The organism is Pseudomonas sp. NPDC089996 (assembly GCF_044748405.1).
In the GTDB taxonomy this organism is placed as follows: domain Bacteria; phylum Pseudomonadota; class Gammaproteobacteria; order Pseudomonadales; family Pseudomonadaceae; genus Aquipseudomonas.
In genome coordinates, this window is the sequence record NZ_JBIVGA010000012.1 from 44,044 (window position 1) to 65,195 (window position 21,152).

At 63.9% G+C, this 21,152-nt stretch carries 19 protein-coding genes; 12 read left to right on the plus strand and 7 right to left on the minus strand.

What is annotated here, in order from left to right; all coding sequences use genetic code 11:
• Positions 1-25 precede the first annotated feature (25 nt).
• Entirely contained in the window at positions 26-1,432 is a 1,407-nt protein-coding gene (locus ACIPW4_RS20325; protein ID WP_400660925.1) for a purine-cytosine permease family protein, read from the minus strand.
• A 316-nt stretch (positions 1,433-1,748) separates the two neighbouring features.
• Between ACIPW4_RS20325 and ACIPW4_RS20330 the strand changes: the two genes are divergently transcribed.
• From ACIPW4_RS20330 to ACIPW4_RS20370, 9 genes are all read left to right on the plus strand, one after another.
• Positions 1,749-2,234 (plus strand): flavin reductase family protein, encoded by a 486-nt coding sequence (locus ACIPW4_RS20330; RefSeq protein WP_400660927.1) that lies wholly within the window; start codon positions 1,749-1,751, stop codon positions 2,232-2,234.
• Between the two features lie 75 nt (positions 2,235-2,309).
• The gene (locus tag ACIPW4_RS20335; RefSeq protein ID WP_400660929.1) at positions 2,310-3,350 is read left to right on the plus strand and encodes an LLM class flavin-dependent oxidoreductase; all 1,041 of its coding nucleotides are present in this window, start codon (positions 2,310-2,312) and stop codon (positions 3,348-3,350) included.
• Positions 3,351-3,616: 266 nt separating this feature from the next.
• The gene (locus ACIPW4_RS20340; protein ID WP_003256068.1) at positions 3,617-4,213 is read left to right on the plus strand and encodes an amino acid synthesis family protein; all 597 of its coding nucleotides are present in this window, start codon (positions 3,617-3,619) and stop codon (positions 4,211-4,213) included.
• Positions 4,214-4,281: 68 nt separating this feature from the next.
• Entirely contained in the window at positions 4,282-5,115 is an 834-nt protein-coding gene (locus tag ACIPW4_RS20345; RefSeq protein ID WP_400660931.1) for an alpha/beta fold hydrolase, read from the plus strand.
• A complete protein-coding gene (locus ACIPW4_RS20350; RefSeq protein ID WP_400660933.1) occupies positions 5,112-6,593 on the plus strand; it encodes an aldehyde dehydrogenase in 1,482 nt (493 codons plus the stop codon). The genes ACIPW4_RS20345 and ACIPW4_RS20350 overlap by 4 nt, the downstream gene beginning before the upstream one ends.
• 12 nt (positions 6,594-6,605) lie before the next feature.
• The gene (locus ACIPW4_RS20355; protein WP_400660935.1) at positions 6,606-7,091 is read left to right on the plus strand and encodes a flavin reductase family protein; all 486 of its coding nucleotides are present in this window, start codon (positions 6,606-6,608) and stop codon (positions 7,089-7,091) included.
• A gap of 204 nt (positions 7,092-7,295) precedes the next feature.
• Positions 7,296-7,685, plus strand: a complete 390-nt coding sequence (locus ACIPW4_RS20360; RefSeq protein ID WP_060513326.1) for a carboxymuconolactone decarboxylase family protein — start codon at positions 7,296-7,298, stop codon at positions 7,683-7,685.
• Positions 7,686-7,775: 90 nt separating this feature from the next.
• On the plus strand, positions 7,776-8,540 hold the full coding sequence (locus ACIPW4_RS20365) for a GntR family transcriptional regulator (RefSeq protein ID WP_400660937.1): 765 nt from the start codon (positions 7,776-7,778) through the stop codon (positions 8,538-8,540).
• A 2-nt stretch (positions 8,541-8,542) separates the two neighbouring features.
• The gene (locus ACIPW4_RS20370) at positions 8,543-9,106 is read left to right on the plus strand and encodes an NUDIX hydrolase (RefSeq protein ID WP_400660939.1); all 564 of its coding nucleotides are present in this window, start codon (positions 8,543-8,545) and stop codon (positions 9,104-9,106) included.
• 46 nt (positions 9,107-9,152) lie between these two features.
• Here ACIPW4_RS20370 and ACIPW4_RS20375 read toward each other — a convergent pair whose 3' ends face one another.
• Positions 9,153-11,315, minus strand: coding sequence for an ATP-binding protein (locus tag ACIPW4_RS20375; protein WP_400660941.1), 2,163 nt, complete (start codon positions 11,313-11,315; stop codon positions 9,153-9,155).
• Positions 11,316-11,689: 374 nt separating this feature from the next.
• Between ACIPW4_RS20375 and ACIPW4_RS20380 the strand changes: the two genes are divergently transcribed.
• Positions 11,690-13,102, plus strand: a complete 1,413-nt coding sequence (locus ACIPW4_RS20380; RefSeq protein WP_400660943.1) for a purine-cytosine permease family protein — start codon at positions 11,690-11,692, stop codon at positions 13,100-13,102.
• Between the two features lie 63 nt (positions 13,103-13,165).
• Here the strand turns inward: ACIPW4_RS20380 and ACIPW4_RS20385 are convergent, their stop codons facing one another.
• The 5 genes from ACIPW4_RS20385 to glnT form a co-directional block, all read right to left on the minus strand.
• Positions 13,166-14,467, minus strand: a complete 1,302-nt coding sequence (locus ACIPW4_RS20385; protein WP_400660945.1) for an ammonium transporter — start codon at positions 14,465-14,467, stop codon at positions 13,166-13,168.
• 166 nt (positions 14,468-14,633) lie between these two features.
• Positions 14,634-15,959, minus strand: a complete 1,326-nt coding sequence (locus tag ACIPW4_RS20390) for an FMN-binding glutamate synthase family protein (protein ID WP_400660947.1) — start codon at positions 15,957-15,959, stop codon at positions 14,634-14,636.
• 15 nt (positions 15,960-15,974) lie between these two features.
• The gene (locus ACIPW4_RS20395; RefSeq protein WP_400660948.1) at positions 15,975-16,649 is read right to left on the minus strand and encodes a protein glxC; all 675 of its coding nucleotides are present in this window, start codon (positions 16,647-16,649) and stop codon (positions 15,975-15,977) included.
• 26 nt (positions 16,650-16,675) lie between these two features.
• Complete coding sequence (locus tag ACIPW4_RS20400) at positions 16,676-17,581, minus strand: glutamine amidotransferase family protein (protein ID WP_400660950.1); 906 nt, start codon at positions 17,579-17,581, stop codon at positions 16,676-16,678.
• Between the two features lie 66 nt (positions 17,582-17,647).
• Complete coding sequence (gene glnT, locus ACIPW4_RS20405) at positions 17,648-18,982, minus strand: type III glutamate--ammonia ligase (protein WP_400660951.1); 1,335 nt, start codon at positions 18,980-18,982, stop codon at positions 17,648-17,650.
• A 345-nt stretch (positions 18,983-19,327) separates the two neighbouring features.
• On the opposite strand from glnT, the gene ACIPW4_RS20410 reads away from it, so the two are divergent.
• Positions 19,328-19,921, plus strand: coding sequence for a helix-turn-helix domain-containing protein (locus ACIPW4_RS20410; protein WP_400660953.1), 594 nt, complete (start codon positions 19,328-19,330; stop codon positions 19,919-19,921).
• Between the two features lie 294 nt (positions 19,922-20,215).
• Complete coding sequence (locus ACIPW4_RS20415; RefSeq protein WP_400660955.1) at positions 20,216-21,145, plus strand: DMT family transporter; 930 nt, start codon at positions 20,216-20,218, stop codon at positions 21,143-21,145.
• The last annotated feature ends 7 nt before the right edge of the window (positions 21,146-21,152 follow it).

A 21,152-nucleotide genomic window follows, 5' to 3' on the forward strand; every position in this document is an offset into this window, starting at 1 on the left:
GGCCGCAAAGCGGCCCCCTTGGGTATCAGTCGTTAACGCTTACAGCCCGCCCCGCCTTCTCGGCAGCCTGCCCGCGAGTCGCCAGGCAGTAATACAGCGGCACCGTCACCAGCAAACCGAACAGCCACGACAGGTCAGCCCCTTCGACGATGTTCGAATACGGCCCCACATACAGCGACGTGTTGGCAAACGGCAGCTGCACCAGAATGCCACAGGCATAGGCAATGATCGCGTGGTGGTTGAAGCGGCCATAGATGCCGCCATCAGCACGGAAGATCGACGCAATGTCGTACTGCCCCTTCTTGATCAGGTAGAAGTCGATCAGGTTGATCGAAGCCCATGGCACCAGCACCAGCAGCAGCGCCAGGATCAGCCCGATGAACTGGCCGATGAAGCCCGCCGAGGCGTTCAACGCCACCATCCCGCAGCCCACCAGAATCACCGAAGCCAGGATCACCCGCACCTTGATGCTCGGCGTCCACTCGGCGATGAAGGTCTGGATCGCGGTGACGATCGACAGCACCGCGCCATACAGGTTGAGGGCGTTGTGGCTGATGATGTTGAGCAGGAACAGCACCATCAGAATAGGGCCCAGCCAGCCGGTGGCCTGCTTGACCGCATCCATCGCGTCGGTGCCTTCCGGCACGCACAGCACCGCGATCGCACCGAAGCTGAAGCACAGGATGGTGCCAAGGGTAGCGCCGAAGTAGGTGGCCCAGAACGGCTTGGCGATGCCCACTTCACGCGGCAGGTAGCGCGAGTAGTCAGAGGTGTACGGCGAGAAGCTGATCTGCCAGATGATGCCCAGCGACACGGTGGCGATGAAGCCCGACAGGTTGAACGCGCCACGGCTGAAGAAGTCGGCCGGCAGCTCCTGGACGAACATCATGATGAAGCCGGCCAGCAGTGCCGAACCCATCACCCAGGTACCGATGCGGTTGAGGATGTGAATGAAGCGGTAGCCGATCACACCGATGGCCGTCGCACTCAGGGCGCCGATCACGATCGCGCCTGGCATCGGCACGCTCGGGGCGATGCCGTGGATGGTCTTGCCCGCCAGGACGATGTTGGAGATGAAGAAGCCGACATAGATCAGCGCAGTGAAGAACACGATCAGCAAGGCGCCGTAACGGCCGAACTGGCCACGGCTCTGGACCATCTGCGGAATGCCCAGCTGCGGTCCCTGCGCAGAGGCCAGGGCGATGAACACGCCCCCGATCAGATGACCCAGCACGATTGCGATCAGCCCCCACAACAGGTTCAGGTGGAACACCTGGACCACCATGGCGCCGGTGACGATAGGCAGGGGCGCAATGTTGGTACTGAACCAGAGGGTGAACAGGTCGCGCGCCTTCCCGTGGCGCTCGGCAGGTGGAACGTAATCGACCGTGTGATTCTCGACAAACTGGTGTTGCGATGACGGTTGGGACATAGGATTCAGCTCGAAAGGTCGTTTTTATCTTTGTAAGGAAACCGCATCTAGGCGGTCTCTCAGCTGCGGACCATATTATGGTATTCCAAGTTTTTGACAACACTGATCCGTAGGAAAAAACGCCCGCTGATCTGCTCACGCAACCCCTGCGACAAACCGCCTCACCGCTAAAGCCCACGGACTACGTGGCCTTGAGCCGTTCATCGTGAAAAAACAGGGCTGAAAATTCCGCTTGCAAAATAGGTATTACGGTATACCATCAGACACATCAACGATAAAAACCGCGGACCACCGCAGCCCTTCAGAGGTACACCAGATGATCGACGCAACCCTCTACAAGAACGTCCTGGGCTCCTTCCCGTCCGGCGTTACCGTCATCACCACCCTGGACGACGACGGCTCGGTCGTCGGCCTGACCGCCAGCGCCTTCTCCTCCCTGTCGATGGACCCGCCGCTGGTGCTGTTCTGCCCCAACTACACCTCCGACTCCTACCCTGTGCTGATCAAGCAGAAGCGCTTCGCCATTCACCTGCTCTCTGGTGAACAGCAGGCCGAAGCCTACGCGTTCGCCAAGAAAGGCAAGGACAAGGCCACCGGCATCGAGTGGAGCCTGAGCGAGCTGGGCAACCCGATCCTGGCCGGCGCCACCGCCGTCATCGAGTGCGAACTGTGGCGCGAGTATGAAGGTGGCGACCACGCCATCATGGTCGGCAAGGTACACAACCTGATCGTCCCGGCCGAAGCACCCCGGCCGATGATCTACTGCCGCGGCAAGATGGCCAGCCTGCCAGCCTTTGCCTGAAGCCTATTCTGAATCGAGACACCTGGCGCCTGCCCTGGCGGGCGACAGACACTTTCAAGCGTTGAGGAAAGCCCCATGAAATTTTCGTTGTTCGTGCACATGGAACGTTGGGATGAACAGGTCAGCCACCGCCAGCTGTTCGAAGACCTGACCGAACTGACCCTGATGGCCGAGCACGGCGGTTTCAGCACCGTGTGGATCGGCGAACACCACGCCATGGAATACACCATCTCGCCAAGCCCGATGCCGCTGCTGGCGTACCTCGCCGCGCGTACCGAGAAGATCCGCCTGGGTGCCGGCACCATCATCGCGCCGTTCTGGAACCCGATTCGCGTGGCCGGTGAATGCGCCCTGCTCGACGTGATCAGCAACGGCCGCATGGAAGTGGGCCTGGCCCGGGGTGCCTACCAGTTCGAGTTCGACCGCATGGCCAATGGCATGCCGGCCACCGACGGCGGCAAAGCCCTGCGTGAAATGGTCCCGGTGGTGCGCAAGCTGTGGGAAGGCGACTACGCCCACGACGGCGAAGTCTACAAGTTCCCTACCTCCACCAGCGTGCCGAAGCCGTTCAATGCCACCCCACCGATGTGGATCGCTGCCCGCGACCCAGACTCGCACAACTTCGCCGTGGCCAACGGCTGCAACGTCATGGTCACCCCATTGATGAAGGGCGACGAGGAAGTGCTGGACCTGAAGAACAAGTTCCAGGCCGCGCTCGACAACAACCCGGACGTACCACGCCCGCAACTGATGGTGCTGCGCCACACCCATGTGCACAGCCCGGCCGAGCCTGAAGGCTGGAAGATCGGTGCCCAGGCCATCTCGCGCTTCTATCGCACCTTCGATGCCTGGTTCGGCAACAAGACCGTGCCGGTCAATGGCTTCCTCGAGCCAAGCCCCGAGTCGAAGTTTGCCGAAGTGCCGGCGTTCCAGCTGGAGAACATCCGCAAGAACACCATGATCGGCACGCCGGAAGAGATCATCGCCCGCATCAAGTACTACCAGGAGCTTGGTGTCGACGAGTTCAGCTTCTGGTGCGACAACAGCCTGCCCCATGCCGAGAAGAAGAAGTCGCTCGAGCTGTTCATCAAGGAAGTGGTGCCGGCGTTCGCCTGAATTCCCATTGCCTGAGTCATTGCGGGACGCGCCCGCTCTCGTGGGCCCCTGTGGCCCGCGTGAGCGGGCTTTTTTTTTGAAACCTGTACCGGCCTCTGTGGGAGCGGGCGTGCCCGCGAAGAGGCCGGCACAGATGGCGCAGAATTCAAGGGATCAGCCCACCTTTCGTCCCCCCGCAAGAGAAATTTCAAGCCGCCTCTTGCACAACAAATATTATGGTATACCATCAGACAACAAGAGCTGATAACCCTCACCAGGAGCCACCCATGAGTTTCGAAATCCGCAAGATCGTCACCTACTCCGAAGAGACCCGCATCGAAGGCGGCAAGGCCACCGACAAGCCGGTGACCATGGTCGGCCTGGCCGTTGTGATCAAGAACCCATGGGCCGGTCGCGGTTTCGTTGAAGATCTGAAGCCGGAAATCCGCGCCAACTGCTCCGAGCTGGGTGCCCTGATGGTCGAGCGCCTGACCGCCGCCATCGGCGGTGCCGACAAGATTGAAGCCTACGGCAAGGCTGCCGTGGTCGGCGCCGACGGTGAAATCGAACACGCCTCGGCGGTGATCCACACCCTGCGCTTCGGCAACCACTACCGCGAAGCGGTACAGGCCAAGAGCTACCTGAGCTTCACCAACAAGCGTGGCGGCCCGGGCACCTCGATCCAGATCCCGATGATGCAGAAGGACGACGAAGGCCTGCGTTCGCACTACATCACCCTGGAAATGCAGATCGAAGACGCCCCGCGCGCCGATGAAATCGTCGTGGTCCTGGGCGCAGCCGACGGCGGCCGCCTGCACCCGCGCATCGGCAACCGCTACATCGACCTGGAAGAACTGGCTGCCGAAAAAGCCAACGCTCAATAACAACAACCAAGACGGGCCGGGGCGTGGCGTGCTTACCCGCCGCGCCCGACCTTCAAGGAGCGCCCTCCATGATTCAGCCTGTCGCTGAACGTACACCTGCCGGCACCAGCTACCTGTCCGTCGGCCAGGGCCAACCTGTGGTATTGATCCACGGCGTGGGCCTGAACAAGGAAATGTGGGGCGGTCAGATCGTTGGCCTGGCCAACGACTACCGCGTCATCGCCTACGACATGCTCGGCCACGGCCAGAGCGCATTGCCGGCCGCCGACACCGGCCTGGAAGGCTATGCCGGCCAGCTCGCCGAGCTGCTCGACCACCTGCAGGTTCAGCAAGCCACGGTCATCGGCTTCTCCATGGGTGGCCTGGTCGCCCGTGCCTTCGCCCTGCACTACCCGCAGCGCCTGGCTGCGCTGGTCGTGCTCAACAGCGTGTTCAACCGCACCCCCGAGCAGAGTGCCGGCGTCATCGCCCGCGCCGCCCAGGCTGCGGAACTGGGCCCCGACGCCAACGTCGACGCCGCCCTCGATCGCTGGTTCAGCCGTGAATACAAGGCTGCCAACCCGGCGCAGGTCGCTGCCATTCGCCAGGTGCTGGCGAACAACGACCCGCAGGGTTACCACACCACTTATTCGCTGTTCGCCACCCAGGACATGTATCGCGCAAGCGACCTGGGCAGCATTCAGGTGCCGACCCTGATCGCCACCGGCGAACTCGACTCGGGCTCCACCCCGGCCATGACCCGCCAGCTCGCCGCCAGCATTCCTGGCGCACAAAGCGTGGTCCTCGCCGAGCAACGGCATATGATGCCAGTGGAAGCCCCGCGTGAAGTCAACAAGATGCTGCTGGACTTCCTCGCCCAAGCCCGCACCCTCACCGAATCCGCCAAGGGGATTGTTGCATGACCCTCGTTCGTTTCCAGATGTGCATCGACGGCCAATGGCTCGATGCCCAGAGCGGCAAGACCTTCGACAGCCTCAACCCGGCCACCGCCCAGGCCTGGGCGCAACTGCCCGACGCCGACGAAGCCGATGTCGAGTTGGCCGTGCAGGCCGCCCAGCGTGCCTTCGACAGCAAGGCGTGGCGCAGCATCACTGCCACCGCACGCGGCAAGCTGCTGCGTCGCCTGGGGGATCTGATCGCCGAAAACAAGGAACACCTGGCCCAGCTGGAAAGCCGTGACAACGGCAAGCTGATCCGCGAAACCCGCGGCCAGGTCGGTTACCTGCCGGAGTTCTTCCACTACACCGCGGGCCTGGCCGACAAGCTCGAAGGCGGCACCCTGCCGCTGGACAAGCCCGACCTGTTCGCCTACACCGTGCACGAGCCGATCGGCGTGGTAGCCGGGATCATCCCGTGGAACAGCCCGCTGTACCTGACCGCGATCAAGCTGGCCCCGGCACTGGCTGCCGGCAACACCATCGTGCTCAAGCCGTCCGAGCACGCCTCGGCGACCATCCTCGAGCTGGCTCGCCTGGCCCTGGAAGCCGGCTTCCCGGCGGGCGTGGTCAACGTGGTCACCGGCTACGGCCCAAGCACCGGCGCGGCGCTGACCCGCCACCCGCTGGTGCGCAAGATCGCCTTCACCGGCGGCGCCGCTACTGCCCGCCATGTGGTGCGCAGCAGCGCCGAGAACTTCGCCAAGCTGTCGCTGGAGCTGGGCGGCAAGTCGCCGAACATCATCTTCGCCGACGCCGACCTGGACAGCGCCATCAACGGCGCCGTGGCCGGCATCTATGCAGCCTCCGGCCAGAGCTGCGTGGCCGGCTCGCGCCTGCTGGTACAGGACGAGATCTTCGATGAATTCGTCGAGCGCCTGATCGCCCGCGCCAAGCGCATCAAGATCGGCAACCCGCAGGACGACGCCAGCGAAATGGGCCCTATGGCCACCGCACAGCAACTGGGCGTGGTCGAAGGCCTGGTCGCTGCGGCCAAGGCCGAAGGCGCCAAGCTGCACATGGGCGGCAAGCGTGCCGAGGTCGAAGGTGAAGGCTGGTTCTACGAGCCGACTCTGTTCGAGTGCCACAGCAACTCGATGACCATCATGCAGGAAGAGGTGTTCGGCCCGGTCGCTGCGGTGATCCGCTTCAAGACCGAGGAAGAGGCCCTGGCCATCGCCAACGACTCGCAGTTCGGCCTTGCCGCCGGCATCTGGACCCGCGACCTGGGCCGTGCCCACCGCCTGGCCCGCGATGTGCGCTCGGGGATCATCTGGGTCAACACCTACCGCGCCGTGTCGGCCATGGCGCCGATCGGCGGTTTCAAGAACAGCGGCTACGGCCGTGAGAGCGGCATCGATTCGGTGCTGGCCTATACCGAGCTGAAGACCGTGTGGATCAACCTGTCCACCGCGCCGATGCCCGACCCGTTCGTGATGCGCTAGGAGATACACGAGATGATCGAACCCGGCATCTACAAAGACGTGATGGGCTCCTTCCCGTCCGGTGTCACTGTGGTCACCACCCTGGACGCCGACGGTGGCATCGTCGGCATCACCGCCAGCGCGTTCAGCGCGCTGTCGATCGAGCCGGCGCTGGTGCTGTTCTGCCCCAACTACGCATCGGACACCTACCCGATCCTGCGTGACAGCAAGCGGTTCGCCATTCACCTGCTGTCTGCCGACCAGACCGCCGAGGCCTATGCCTTCGCCGGCAAGGGCAAGGACAAGGCCAAAGGTGTCGAATGGCAGCTGAGCGAGCTGGGCAACCCGCTGCTGACCAAGGCCACGGCGATCATCGAATGCGAACTGTGGCGCGAATACGACGGCGGTGACCACGCGATCATCGTCGGCGCGGTGAAGAACCTGGTGCTCCCGGCCGAGCCGGTGACGCCGATGGTCTACCACAAAGGCAAGCTGGGCGCCCTGCCGCCCTTGGGCTGACCTTTGAAATTCTGGGGCCGCTGTGCGGCCCTTTCGCGACACAAGGCCGCTCCTACTGGAGATCGCGGTCCCTTGTAGGAGCGGCCTTGTGTCGCGAAAGGGCTGCAAAGCAGCCCCAAAATGTCAGCAACACCCCATTTTTAGGGGCTGCACTAATCGTCTCACCCTCGGTTGCAGCCCCTGTTTTATTCCGGAGTACTGCGCATGAGCAACGAAAAGTACGAGAAAGGCCTGCAGATCCGCACTCAGGTACTGGGCGAGGAATACGTCAACCGCTCGATCCAGAACGCCGACGACTTCACCAAGCCGCTGCAAGAGCTGGTCACCGAGTATTGCTGGGGCCACGTCTGGGGCCGCGAAGGCCTCTCGCTCAAAGAGCGCAGCATGATAAACTTGGCCATGATTTCCGCGCTCAACAGGCCCCACGAGCTCAAGCTGCACATTCGCGGCGCATTGCGTAATGGCCTGAGCCGTGAACAGATTCGCGAGATCCTGCTCCAGGTCGGCATTTATTGCGGCGTGCCCGCGGCGGTGGACAGCTTCCGCCTGGCCCGCGAAGCGTTCGCTGAAGCCGATGCGGAGTCAACCCGTTAACAGCGGGCTGTTCGAACCCACGCAAGGAGCACCGATGGTTCGCGGTGCTTTAGCGGTTGCGGCCGGGCAGCCTCATTCAGAGCGCACTTGATGAAACGCCAGCCCCTCGACGACAGCTTCAAGGTCAACCGCAACCCCGTTACCCTGCGCGAAATCGTGCTCGACAAGCTGCGCGGCGCGATCATGAACTTCCACCTGCTACCGGGCGACCGCCTGGTCGAACGCGACCTTTGCGACCGCCTCGGGGTCAGCCGCACCTCGGTACGCGAGGCCCTGCGCCACCTGGAATCCGAAGGCCTGGTGGAATTCGCCGATGCCAAGGGCCCGCGCGTGGCCATCATCACCCTGGAAGACGCCCGCGATATCTACGAGCTGCGTTGCGTGCTCGAAGGCCTGATCGTGCAATTGTTCACCCTCAACGCCAAGGCCAAGGACATCCGTGCCCTTGAGCGCGCCCTCGAGGTCAACCGCGAAGCGCTCGAAGAGGGCGAGCTGCAACAGGTGCTGGACTCGGTGCAAGGCTTCTACGACGTGCTGCTGGAAGGCTCCGGCAACCAGGTCGCCGCCCAGCAGCTGCGCCAGCTGCAGGCACGCATCAGCTACTTGCGCGCCACCTCGGTGTCGCAGGAAAACCGCCGCGGCGCCAGCAACCGCGAGATGGAAAAGATCGTCGAGGCGATCAAGGGCGGCGACCCGCTGGTGGCCCACCAGGCCTCGGTCGACCACGTCCGCGCCGCCGCCAAGGTGGCCCTGGACTACCTGCGCCAGAAGCAGGATGACAGCACCAAGGTACGCGACATGGTCGAGCCCCTGGCCCTGAAAGAACCCCGCATCGAACCCCGCATAGGCCGCTGACCATGCCCAACGCCCCGCGCTACTGCCCGCACTGCACCACGGAACTGGCCCGGGGCGTTCCAACAGGCGACACCCACGAGCGCCTGCATTGCACCGGCTGCGGCTACATCCACTACATCAACCCGAAGATCATCGCCGGCTGCATCATCGAGCGCGACGGCAAGTACCTGCTGTGCCAGCGCGCCATCCCGCCGCGCCCCGGCACCTGGACCTTGCCGGCCGGGTTCATGGAGGCCGGCGAGACCACCGAGCAGGCGGCGCTGCGCGAGGTGTGGGAAGAAAGCGGCGTGCGCGCCGACATCGTCTCGCCCTACTCCATCTTCAGCGTGCCGAAGATAAGCGAGGTGTATATCATCTTCCGCGCCAGCGTCACCGAAGAGACCGGGCAGTACGGGCCGGAAACCCTGGCCTACAAGTTCTTCGAACCTGACGAAATTCCGTGGGACGAAATCTATTACCCGGCGATCCGGCAGATCCTCGAGCGCTACATCCTCGAACGCCAGGCCGGGGTGTATGGCATGTACATGGGTAACGACGACACGGGCAAAGTGCACTTCATGCGCTAGGCCATCCAGGCCCTCCCAAGCGTACTCCGCCGTGCGCGGCGGCTTATCAGCGCTTGCCGGCCAGCAGCCGCGCCACGCTCTGGGCCAGTTCCGCCTGGCGGTAGGGCTTGCGCAGCACTTCGAAACCCTTGAGTTCGCGTGGGGTCAGGTTGGCATAGCCAGTGATGATCAGCACCGGCAGGTCCAGTTGGTGCTCACGCATCTGCTGGGCGAAGCGCACGCCGGTCATCTCGGCCATGACGTGGTCGGTGACCAGCACATCCGGCAGCCAGCCTTGTGCCACCAGGTGCAACGCCTCTGCCGGGCCAGGGGCCTCGGTGACTTCGTAACCCAGGTCACGCAATTGCAGGGCAGTGGCATGGCGCACGATCTCTTCATCGTCCACCAGCAGCACCCGGCTCGGCCGTTCGGCCTGACGGACCTCGCTCACCTCATCATGGGGGCATGACGCAGCGACTTCGCTGAGCGGCAACCACAAGGTCGCCGCAGTGCCCAGGCCTGGGCTGGAGCAGATGTCGAAACCGCCACCGGACTGCACGGCCAGGCCCTGCACCATCGGCAACCCCAGCCCGGTACCCTTGCCCACGCCCTTGGTCGAGTAGAACGGCTCGACGCAACGGCGCAGTTGCTCTTCATCCATGCCGCAGCCATTGTCGCGCACCTGCAACCAGAGCAACCGTGCCGCAGCCACCCCTGCCGGCCTGGGGGGGCCGTCGCTGTCTAGCCCGGCCGCGATGGCAAGCGTGCCGCCCTCGGGCAGCGCATCCCGGGCATTGACCACCAGGTTGAGCAGGGCCAGCTCCAGCTGGTGAGGGTCGGCCAGCACGGCGGGCAGCGCCGGGTCTATCTGCACCTGCACGGCGATGGTCGGCCCCAGCGAGCGCGCCATCAGCTCGTGCATGTCCTCCACCAGCGCCGCCAGCGATACCGCCTGTGGCTTGAGGGTCTGCCGACGAGCGAAGCTGAGCAGCCGGCCCACCAGGTTGCGCGCCCTTTCGGCCGCCTGCAGGCCGCCATCGATCAGGCGCGGTGCGCGCTCGGATTGCGGGTGCCGGCGCAGCAGCTCGAACGAGGCGATGATCGGCGTGAGCATGTTGTTGAGGTCATGGGCGATGCCGCCGGTCAATTGCCCGATCATTTCCAGCTTGTGCGCTTCGTGCAGCTGCAGCATCGCTGCCTCACGCTGGGCCAGAACCGCCGCTACGCGGTCTTCAAGGCTCTGGTTGAGCAGGTGCAGTGCGCGCTCGGCGCGCGCATGGGTGATGGCTGCCCAGGCCTGTTTGGCGGTTTCTTCGACCAGTTGACAGTCATCTTCGAAACACTGGCGCGGGGTATGGAAATGCACGCCCAGCATCGCTTCCAGGCGCCCGGCGCGCAGCACCGGGACATGCAGCGTGGCGCACAGGCCATCGCGTTGTGCCTCGTAGGCCTGCTGCACCAGCTGGCCCGCCGCCAGCTGCTCGCGCAGCGACGCGCCGAAGGTGGCATAGGCATGCTGACCGACCATCGACGGCACGCCGTCGACCCATTCGCGGGCCACCCTGAAACTGCTGCCATCCCCTTGGTCCTCGCCGAAGCAGACCCGCGCCGCGCCCAGCTCCTCGGCCAGACGCTGCACGGCATAGGCCTCGATGCGCTCAGCTTCGCCCAGCCCTGGCAAGGTGCGGCCCAGTTCCAGCAAAAACGCCTGGCGCTGCTGGAAGCGCACCCGCTCGGTGGTTTCGCTGACCAGGCACAGCACGCCGCCAACGCTGCCATCGGCCTCGTGCACGGCGGAATAGGACACATCGAAGTAGACGGTTTCGCCGAGCCCTCGACGTTCTATATAGAAAGGGCGGTCCTTGGCCCAGAACGTCTTGCCGGTCTCACGCACATCGCGCAACAGCGGCTCGAGGTCATCCCATAATTCGCTCCAGTTGTCCTGCGCTGGCCGTCCAAGGGCCTGCGGGTGCTTGGTGCCGATCGTCGGGATGTAGGCATCGTTATACAGGGCAACGTAGTCATCGCCCCAGAACAACACGAACTGTGCCTGGGCTGGTAACAGCGTGCCCATCACCGCCTGCAAGTGCCGCGACCAGGTGCGGGGAGGGCCCAGCGGCAAGCCGCTCCAGTCCATCGACTGCAGCAGGTTGCCAATGCTGCCGCCGTTGAGCAGGAAGCCCGGTGGCGGTTTGAAGGTATTCCTGGGGCGTTGCTGAAGCGTTCTCATGTCTGGGAGGTCCCGGGCACATTGCCATCCATCTCTGGATAGGAGATCGCCGATCGGCAGTTCGTTCCGCTCGATAGCAGAATTTCAAACATGCACCGTCAGTGCGCACACTGCACCCGTGCAGCTCACCTCGATGCAGCGCTGACGACAGCGACCCCTTCTACTTCAAGCCTTGCCGCCAACTGGCACCCTCCTTGCTACCGTCCACCGCTTAACCTTTTGTCAGCCTTAGGTTTTTTAAGGTTTATGGGCACATATTTACTAATTTCTCGTTCTCCCCGCGCCCCGCATCATCGCTCCAACAAGAACGCGTCGCCCTTCGACGGCACGCACCCGGGCAGCACCCGATGCCCCACCTTGCCTTGGAGTCAGTCATGACCAGTGCAGCCAATTCGGCACCCCTGATAGAAAAACACACGATCGGCTACGTGCCGCCGGAAGACCGCCATGGAAAGGTGAGGGATCTGTTCACACTGTGGTTCGGCGGCAACATCGCACCACTGCCCATCGTCACCGGCGCGCTGGGCGTGCAACTGTTTCACCTGAACCTGGTGTGGGGCATCGTCGCCATACTGGTCGGCCACCTGGTCGGCGGCGTGCTGATGGCGCTGCACTCGGCCCAGGGCCCGCAGATGGGTATCCCGCAGATGATCCAGAGCCGTGCCCAGTTCGGCACTCTCGGCGCGTTGCTGGTGGTGGTGATTGCCGGGGTGATGTACATCGGCTTCTTCGCCTCCAACATCGTCCTGGCCGGCAAATCGCTGCATGGCGTGGTCGAGGCCGTACCGGTGCCGGTGGGCATCGTCATCGGTGCGCTGGGCTCGGGCATCATCGGCATCATCGGCTACCGCTTCATCCATGTGCTCAACCGCATCGGCACCTGGGTGCTGGGCATCGGCATCGTGGTCGGCTTCGGCTACATCTTCAGCCATGTGCAAAGTGACGATTTCCTCACCCGCGGCGGCTTCAACCTGGCCGGCTGGCTGGCCACCGTGTCGCTGGCGGCGCTGTGGCAGATCGCTTTCGCACCGTACGTGTCGGACTACTCGCGCTACCTGCCGGCTGACGTGAAAGTCAGCTCGACCTTCTGGACCACCTACCTGGGCTCGGCCTTGGGTTCGAGCCTGTCGTTCATCTTCGGCGCCGTGGCGGTGCTGGCGATTCCGGCCGGCATGGACACCATGGACGCGGTCAAGCTCGCTACCGGCACCCTGGGCCCGGTAATGCTGGTGCTGTTCCTGCTCAGCGTGATCAGCCACAACGCCCTCAACCTGTATGGTGCGGTGCTGTCGATCATCACCCTGATCCAGACCTTCGCCTACCGCTGGATACCCACCGCCAAAAGCCGTGCGGTGCTGTCGTTGATCGTGCTGGCCGCCTGCTGCGTGGTGGCGGTGTTCGCCTCGGCCGACTTCATCGGCCACTTCGTCGACATGGTGCTTGTGCTGCTGGTGGTGCTGGTGCCGTGGACGGCGATCAACCTGATCGACTTCTATGCCATCCACAAAGGCGACTACGACATCCAGTCGATCTTCAAGGTCGATGGCGGTATCTACGGCCGTTACAACCCGCAGGCGCTGATTGCCTACGCGGTGGGTATCGTGGTGCAGATCCCGTTCATGAACACGCCGCTGTATGTCGGGCCGATTTCCGAGCACATCAACGGGGCCGACCTGTCGTGGCTGGTGGGTCTGGCAGTGACTTCGCCGCTGTACTGGTGGCTGGCCAGCCGTGACAGTGCCTACCGTCGCCGCCAGACCAGTGCAAAGCTGGCCATGAGTCACTGATTCACCTGCACCGGCCTGTTCGCGGGTTTACCCGCGAACAGGCCGGTACGGGCAACCCATGAATCAGAGGTTGTAAGCCCGCTCGTTGTGCTCGGCAAGGTCCAGCCCCTGCTCTTCCTCTTCCCGGCTGGCCCGCAGCCCCACGGTCAGCTTGATCGCCCCGAGGATCGCCCAGCTCACCACGAAGCAATAGACGAAGGTAAAGGCCACGCCCTTGAGCTGCACCAACGCCTGCCCGATTGGCGAAGCGCCCTCCACATACCCGCCCAACGCCGGCGCGGCAAACACCCCGGTCAACACCGCCCCCACCATCCCGCCTACCCCATGCAGCCCGAACACATCGAGGCTGTCGTCGTACCCCAGCACCTGCTTCAAGCGGGTCACGGCAAAGAAGCAGATCGCCCCGGTCAGTAACCCGATAGCCACCGCGCCCAACGGCCCGACAAAAGCACAGGCCGGCGTGATCCCCACCAGTCCGGCCAAAGCCCCCGATGCCGCACCCAATGCAGTAGGCCGGCCATGCATGACCTTCTCGGTCAGCAACCAGCCGACAATCCCGGCACACGCCGCCACCATGGTTGCCAGCATCACCACCCCTGCCCCTTCGTTGGCCGCAAGCCCGGAGCCTACGTTGAAGCCGAACCAGCCCACCCACAGCAACCCTGCCCCCACCAGAGTGAAGCCGAGGTTGTGCGGCGGCATGGCCGTCTGCGGGTAGCCTTTGCGCTTGCCCAACATCAACGCCGCCACCAGCGCTGCCACACCCGAGTTGATATGCACGGCGGTGCCGCCGGCAAAATCCAGCACCCCCCAGTTGACCATCAGCGCCCCCGGCCCGCCCCACACCATATGGGCGATCGGCGCGTACACCAGAACGAACCAGGCCGCCATGAACAGCAGCGAGGCGCTGAACTTCATGCGCTCGGCAAAACCGCCAGCGATCAGTGCCGGTGTGATGATGGCAAACGTCAGCTGGAATACCGCGAACACCCCTTCCGGGATGCTGCCCACCAGGCTGTCGTGGCCGATGTCCAGCATCAGCGCCTTGTCCAGGCCGCCGATGAAGCTGTTGAAGGTCAGCTGCCCTTCGACCATGCCGCTGGTATCCACCACCAGGCTGTAGCCGAACAGCACCCAGAGGATGCCGATCACCCCGGCCACGGCGAACAGCTGGGTGAACACCGAAAGGAAGTTCTTCGCCCGCACCATGCCGCCATAGAACAGCGCCAGGCCCGGGATGCACATCATCAGCACGAACATTGCCGCGCAGATCATCCAGGCGGTGTTGCCGGTGTCCAGGGTGGGTTCGGCGGCGTGAGCCAAGGGCGTCAACGCGAACAGCACAACAGCTAGGGCAAGCTTCATGGAGTCACTCCTGTGCGAATGGGGAATGCAGCTGGGGCTGCTTTGCAGCCCTTTCGCGACACAAGGCCGCTCCTACAGGGAGACCGCAGTTGCCGAGCTTGCGCGGTCTCCTGTGGGAGCGGCCTTGTGTCGCGAAAGGGCCGCAAAGCGGCCCCAGATGGTCGAATCAGTACTGCGCCTGGCCTGGCACCCAAGCAGTCCCTGCCAATGGCACCCGGGCCATGGCAGCAGCCTCCACGGTCAACGCCACCAGATCCTCCGGGTCAAGGTTGTGCAGGTGCGACTTGCCGCAGGCGCGGGCCATGGTCTGCGCCTCCAGCACCAGCACCCGCAGGTAGTTGGCCAGGCGCCGGCCGGCCTCTTCCGGGTTCAGGCGCCTGGCCAGTTCCGGGTCCTGGGTGGTAATGCCGGCCGGGTCGCGGCCGTTCTGCCAGTCGTCGTAGAAGCCTGCGGCCGAGCCGATCTTCTTCAGTTCACTGTCCAGCCGCGGGTGGTTGTCGCCCAGGGCGATCAACGCCGCCGTGCCGATCGCCACGGCATCGGCGCCCAGGGCCATGGCCTTGGCCACGTCGGCACCGTTGCGGATGCCACCGGAAACGATCAGCTGCACCTTGCGGTGCATGCCCATCTCCTGCAACGCCTGCACCGCTTGGGGAATGGCGGGCAGGATGGGAATGCCGACGTGCTCGATGAACACTTCCTGGGTGGCTGCCGTGCCGCCCTGCATGCCGTCAAGCACGATCACGTCGGCACCGGCCTTCACCGCCAGCTTGACGTCGTAGTACGGGCGGCTGGCGCCGATCTTCACGTAGATCGGCTTCTCCCAGTCGGTGATCTCGCGGAGCTCGGCAATCTTGATCGCCAGGTCGTCCGGGCCGGTCCAGTCCGGATGGCGACAGGCACTGCGCTGGTCGACGCCAATCGGCAAGGTGCGCATCCCGGCGACGCGTTCGGTGACCTTCATGCCCAGCAGCATGCCGCCACCGCCGGGCTTGGCACCCTGACCAAGAACGATCTCGATGGCATCGGCCTTGCGCAGGTCATCGGGGTTCATGCCGTAGCGCGACGGCAGGTACTGGTACACCAGGTGCTGCGACTGGCCGCGCTCTTCCGGGGTCATGCCGCCGTCACCGGTGGTGGTGCTGGTGCCGGCAATGGTCGCGCCACGGCCGAGGGCTTCCTTGGCGTTGGCCGACAGCGCGCCGAAGCTCATGCCGGCGATGGTCACCGGGATTTTCAGGTGGATCGGCTTCTTGGCGAAGCGGTTGCCCAGCACCACGTCGGTGCCGCACTTTTCCCGGTAGCCTTCCAGCGGGTAGCGCGACACGCTGGCGCCGAGCAGCAGCAGGTCGTCGAAGTGCGGCACGCGGCGCTTGGTGCCGCCGCCACGGATGTCGTAGATGCCGGTTTCGGCGGCACGCTGGATTTCCTGGATGGTCAGGCGATCGAAGGTGGCCGACTCACGCAGTACCGGGGGGAATTGCTCGCTCATGGGAATGCTCCTGGATCAGTACGCGCTGGCGTTGTCGACTTTGAAGTTGTACAGCTGCCGGGCCGAGCCGTAGCGTTTGAAATCGCCGGCCTTGTGCGCAAGGCCAGCCTTGTTCAGCAATTCCTGCAGCTCTTGCAGGTGCTCGGCGCGCATCTCTTTTTCGATGCAGTCAGAACCCAATGACTGCACCGCCCCCTTGACGTAGATGCGCACCTCGTACAGCGAATCGCCCAGCGCATCGCCAGCATCGCCGCACACCACCAGGCGCCCAGCCTGGCCCATGAAGCAGCTCATGTGACCGATACTGCCGCCAACCACGATGTCCACGCCCTTCATCGAGATGCCGCAACGCGCACCGGCATCGCCCTCGATCACCAATAGCCCGCCATGGGCGGTGGCGCCGGCGGCCTGGGAGGCGCTGCCCTTGACCCGCACCGAGCCGGACATCATGTTCTCGGCCACGCCCACACCGACATTGCCGTGCACAGTGACGTTGGCTTGCTGGTTCATGCCGGCGCAGTAGTAGCCGGCATGGCCTTCGATATCCACCGACACGTCGGCGTTAATGCCCACGGCCAGGTTGTGCTTGCCGTCGGGGTGGGTCACCCGCCATTCACGGTCCTGCACCTCGCCATGCAGGGACTGGTTGAGTACGCGCACCGAGGCGCTGGAAAGGTCGATCGTCTTCATGAATGTCTCCAGGGGTTCGGTGAGTGTCAGGCGCTTTCGCGTTCCCAGACGTACAGGGTGGCCGGCGCCGGTTCCCAGACCTTGGCCTTGTCGATACCCGGCAGGCTGGCCAGGGCTTGGTATTCCGAGGCCATGGCCACGTAGTCGTCGGTTTCCGCGAGCACGGCCGGCTTGCAGGCAATCGGGTCGCGGATCACGGCAAAGCCGTTGCGGGTGCCGATGGCGAAGGTGAAAAAGCCGTCCAGGTCTTCCAGGGCGCCATCCAGGGCCTGGGCCAGGGTATCGCCCTGCTGCAGGCGCCAGGTCAGGTAGCCGGCGGCCACCTCGGTGTCGTTGTCGGTCTCGAAGGCGATGCCCTCGCGCTTGAGTGCCTGGCGCAGGCGGAAGTGGTTGGACAGCGAGCCGTTGTGCACCAGGCACAGGTCGGCGCCAGTGGAGAACGGGTGGCTGCCTTCCATGGTCACGGCGCTTTCGGTGGCCATGCGGGTATGGCCAATGATGTGGCTGCCCTTCATGCCGGCCAAACCGAAGCGGCTGGAGATTTCCGCCGGCAGGCCCATGCCCTTGAGGATTTCGATGCTCTGCCCGGCGCTCATGATGCGCACCTCCGGCGCCAGCTCGGCCAGCGCGGCGCGCACGGGGGCTTCATCGGTATGGACCTTGAGCACGGCAGCGCTGGCGTTCTGGAACCAGTCCAGTGAACAACCCAGGCGCCCTTCCAGTTGGCCCATCAGGGCCGCCCAGGGGTAGTTGATGTCCGTCGCCTGCAGGGTCAGCTTGACCCAGCCATCGGCCACTTCGTCGCCATAGATGGCAAAGCCGGCGCTGTCCGGGCCGCGGTCGGTCATGGCTTGCAGCATGGGTTCGAAGAGCTTGCCGAGCTGGGCTTCCAGCTCTGGCTTCTTGAGGTACAGACCTACGATTCCACACATGGTGATACTCCTTCTAGGCAGTGGGTAGCCGCTGCATTCGCCGCTACCCAGGGACAGGGTTGGCGGTCAGAAGAATTCGGTGTAGCGCTGGATTTCCCAGTCGGAGACGTGGCGGCAATACTCCACCCACTCCATGCGCTTGAGCTTGATGAACTCGTCGACGATCTCGGCGCCAAGCACCTCGCGGAACAAGGGGTCGGCTTCCAGGGCGTCGGCGGCTTCCTTGAGCGATTGCGGCAAGGTCTTGATGCCGCGTGCGGCGATTTCTTCCAGGCTCAGGTTGTAGAGGTTCTCGTTGCACATCTCGCCCGGCTCCAGCTGGCGGTCGATGCCATCGAGGCCAGCGGCGATGATCGCGGCGGTGACCAGGTAGGGGTTGCAGCCAGCGTCCGGCAACCGGAACTCCAGGCGGCCATAAGGGATGCGCACCATCGCCGAGCGGTTGTTGGCGCCGTAGGCGACGAAAGCCGGGGCCCAGGTGGCGCCGGACAGCGAGCGGCCGACCACCAGGCGCTTGTAGGAGTTGACTGTCGGCGCGGCGAAGGCACACAGCGCCGCGCCGTGGGCCAGCAGGCCGGCGGCGAAGTGATAAGCCAGTTTCGACAGGCCCATGCCGCTGCTGTCGGACGGGTCGTGGAACAGGTTCTTGTTGCTGCTGCTGGCCAGCGACAGGTGGAAATGCATGCCATTGCCGGCGCGCTTGGGGTCGGGCTTGGGCATGAACGAGCAGATCATGCCCAGGTCGTTGGCGATCTCGCCGGCAGCCATGCGGAAGAAGGTGAAGCGGTCGGCCGACTCCATGGCGTCGCTATAGGTGTAGTTGATCTCGAATTGGCCGTTGGCGTCCTCGTGGTCGATCTGGTAGATGTCGAAGCCGACCGGCTGCAGGGCCTCGGTAAGGCGTTCGAGGAACAGCCGCGAACGCGACAGGCCCTTGTAGTCGTAGCAGGGCTTGTCGAGGTTGTCAGAGGCGTCCACCAGCTGCAGCTTGCCGCTTTCATCACGGCGGAACAGGCTGAACTCGGGCTCCAGGCCGGTGTTGAGGGTCCAGCCCTTGTCAGCCAGGCGCTGCACCTGCTGCTGCAATACATGGCGGCTGTCATAGGGCCAGGGCTGGCCGTTGACATGGCCGACGCACACGACCCGGCCGTAGCCCGGCTGCCACGGTACCGGGATCAGCGTGGACAGGTCGCCACGGGCCATGAAGTCGGGGCCGTGGGGCTCCATGCCCATGCCGCAGATGGCGAACCCGGCAAAGCCGGCGCCCTCTTCCGCCACCATCTTCAGGCCCGATACCGGCACCGACTTGGTCTTCGCCGAACCGTGGATATCGACGAACTGGGCCAACACATACTTGATGCCGTACTGGTCGAGGGTGCGCTGGGTGTCTGCTGGCAACATGGGTTGATCACTCCTGGGTGAGGGCCACTGATTCCGCAAAGGAAACTTACTTTCCTCACAGGAATGCAATGCGCTTGCCAACTTGATCCAGGGTTTGCGTCTTGTGTTGCCTGATCGGGCCTCTTCGCGGGCATGCCCGCTCCTATAGGGACCGCGCAACCCTTGTAGGAGCGGGCTTGCCCGCGAAGAGGCCGGTACAGGCAGCACACATTTCAGACAGGTTTTTCTGCTGTAATTATGGGAAACTTGTTTTCACCTGAGGAAAACGACGGCCAACGCAGCCGCCTTTCGCACTTTCCCAGTGCGAAAACTTTATTCTTGAACTGAAACCGTGCAGGACATTCGATGCCAACCGAAACCCAACCGCGCCTTCGCCTGGAGCAGTACCTAGGCCTGCAGATCAAGCGCCAGCGCCAGGCCCAGTCGCTCAAGCTCGCCGATGTGGCGCGCATTGCCGGCATCAGCCAAGGCATGCTGAGCAAGATCGAGAACGCCCAGGTATCGACCAGCCTCGATACCCTGAGCCGCTTGTGCGATGTGCTGGGCATGCCGATGGCCAAGCTCTTCAGCCAGTACGACCAGCCCGATGGCAATGCCTTGCTGGTCAAAGCCGGCGAGGGGCTGGAGGTGGTGCGCCGTGGCACCGAGAAGGGCCATACCTACCATTTGCTCAATCACGCCAGGGGGCCGAAGAAAAACTTCGAGGCGTACATGGTGACCATGGACGACGCCAGCGAAGAGTTCCCGACCTTTGCCCACCCCGGTACCGAGTTCCTGCATTTGCTGGAAGGTGAACTGGTCTACCGCCACGGCAACCAGCTCTATCGCATGGAAGCTGGCGACAGCCTGACCTTCGACGGCGAAACCCCGCACGGCCCCGAGCAGCTGGTGCAGGTGCCGATCCGCCTGCTGTCGATCATGAATTACGGTGAGGAATAAGAAGGCGCTACAAGGCAATAACCAATGGCGCGATCAGACAAGCACATGTCGCCCGCAATCGGCTTTCAAACCGTGTATACAAAAATAATACACACATCGACCAGCCCCGCGCCGTGGGCTGACCGGTGTGGTATTCGCGAGTAAAACAGCCTCGCTTCACAATTCCAACGCTGTGGCGCCTTTTTGCACCGGGCAGTTCGTCCGGGCTCATAACGATAAAACTCCCAGTATTAGAGACCCGCGACGCGCAACCGGGAGTGTATGCGCGCGCCACATTGTGAAGACTTGACTGCCATGATCGCGAGTTCAATCCCCGTAGCCGGTGCTGCCACCGGCCACCGTAACGCCCTGTGCGTTGCCCACATCGCCGCTGTGCTGTTCGGCCTGACCGGTATCCTCGGTCACCTGATCGAGGCCGACGCCAGCATCATCACCTTCGGCCGCGCCACCTTCGCCTTCATCGCCCTGGGCTTTGTCGCCGGGCTCAAGGGCACCCGCCTGCTCGACGCGCTGACCCTGCGCAACCTGCCGGTGCTGGGTCTGACCGGCGCCCTGCTGGCGACCCACTGGGTGACCTTCTTCATCGCCGTCAAGGTCGGCGGCGTGGCGGTCGCCACCCTCGGCTTTGCCAGTTTCCCGGCCTTCATCGCGATGATCGAGCGCGGTGTGTTCGGCCAGCGCATCGGCGCGGTGCAGGGCTTGTTGCTGTTGATGGTGACGGCAGGCCTGGTGCTGGTGGTACCGACCTTCGACCTGCTCGACAAGGGCACCGTCGGCCTGCTCTGGGGCCTGGGCTCGGGCCTGGCCTTCGCCCTGCTGACCGTGGCCAACCGCCGCAACCGGTCGAGCATGAATGCCATGCAGGTGGCGTTCTGGCAAAACGTGGTGGTGGCTGCGCTGGTGGCACCGTTTGCCTTCACCCACCTGGGTAACACCAGCCTGGGCAGCAATGACTGGATCAATCTGGCTCTGCTGGGCGTGTTCTGCACCGGGCTGTCGCAGTACCTGTTCGTCAAGAGCCTGGAAGGGCTGGAAGCGCGCACTGCCGGCATGATCATCGCACTGGAGCCGGTGTACGCGATCCTTGGCGCCTGGTGGCTGTTCGGTGACCAGCCGAGCCTGCGCATGGCTGCCGGTGCTGCCCTGATCGTACTGGCGACCATTCTGGCAGCGGCGCGCAAGGCCCCGGCCGAGCAAGGCGATACCAGCCGCTGCGCGCATTGACCTGACC

Coding starts and splice junctions, on each gene's coding strand:
- ACIPW4_RS20325 (WP_400660925.1), bottom strand. CDS start 1,432: ATGTCCCAACCGTCATCGCAACACCAGTTTGTCGAGAATCACACGGTC.
- ACIPW4_RS20330 (WP_400660927.1), top strand. CDS start 1,749: ATGATCGACGCAACCCTCTACAAGAACGTCCTGGGCTCCTTCCCGTCC.
- ACIPW4_RS20335 (WP_400660929.1), top strand. CDS start 2,310: ATGAAATTTTCGTTGTTCGTGCACATGGAACGTTGGGATGAACAGGTC.
- ACIPW4_RS20340 (WP_003256068.1), top strand. CDS start 3,617: ATGAGTTTCGAAATCCGCAAGATCGTCACCTACTCCGAAGAGACCCGC.
- ACIPW4_RS20345 (WP_400660931.1), top strand. CDS start 4,282: ATGATTCAGCCTGTCGCTGAACGTACACCTGCCGGCACCAGCTACCTG.
- ACIPW4_RS20350 (WP_400660933.1), top strand. CDS start 5,112: ATGACCCTCGTTCGTTTCCAGATGTGCATCGACGGCCAATGGCTCGAT.
- ACIPW4_RS20355 (WP_400660935.1), top strand. CDS start 6,606: ATGATCGAACCCGGCATCTACAAAGACGTGATGGGCTCCTTCCCGTCC.
- ACIPW4_RS20360 (WP_060513326.1), top strand. CDS start 7,296: ATGAGCAACGAAAAGTACGAGAAAGGCCTGCAGATCCGCACTCAGGTA.
- ACIPW4_RS20365 (WP_400660937.1), top strand. CDS start 7,776: ATGAAACGCCAGCCCCTCGACGACAGCTTCAAGGTCAACCGCAACCCC.
- ACIPW4_RS20370 (WP_400660939.1), top strand. CDS start 8,543: ATGCCCAACGCCCCGCGCTACTGCCCGCACTGCACCACGGAACTGGCC.
- ACIPW4_RS20375 (WP_400660941.1), bottom strand. CDS start 11,315: ATGAGAACGCTTCAGCAACGCCCCAGGAATACCTTCAAACCGCCACCG.
- ACIPW4_RS20380 (WP_400660943.1), top strand. CDS start 11,690: ATGACCAGTGCAGCCAATTCGGCACCCCTGATAGAAAAACACACGATC.
- ACIPW4_RS20385 (WP_400660945.1), bottom strand. CDS start 14,467: ATGAAGCTTGCCCTAGCTGTTGTGCTGTTCGCGTTGACGCCCTTGGCT.
- ACIPW4_RS20390 (WP_400660947.1), bottom strand. CDS start 15,959: ATGAGCGAGCAATTCCCCCCGGTACTGCGTGAGTCGGCCACCTTCGAT.
- ACIPW4_RS20395 (WP_400660948.1), bottom strand. CDS start 16,649: ATGAAGACGATCGACCTTTCCAGCGCCTCGGTGCGCGTACTCAACCAG.
- ACIPW4_RS20400 (WP_400660950.1), bottom strand. CDS start 17,581: ATGTGTGGAATCGTAGGTCTGTACCTCAAGAAGCCAGAGCTGGAAGCC.
- glnT (WP_400660951.1), bottom strand. CDS start 18,982: ATGTTGCCAGCAGACACCCAGCGCACCCTCGACCAGTACGGCATCAAG.
- ACIPW4_RS20410 (WP_400660953.1), top strand. CDS start 19,328: ATGCCAACCGAAACCCAACCGCGCCTTCGCCTGGAGCAGTACCTAGGC.
- ACIPW4_RS20415 (WP_400660955.1), top strand. CDS start 20,216: ATGATCGCGAGTTCAATCCCCGTAGCCGGTGCTGCCACCGGCCACCGT.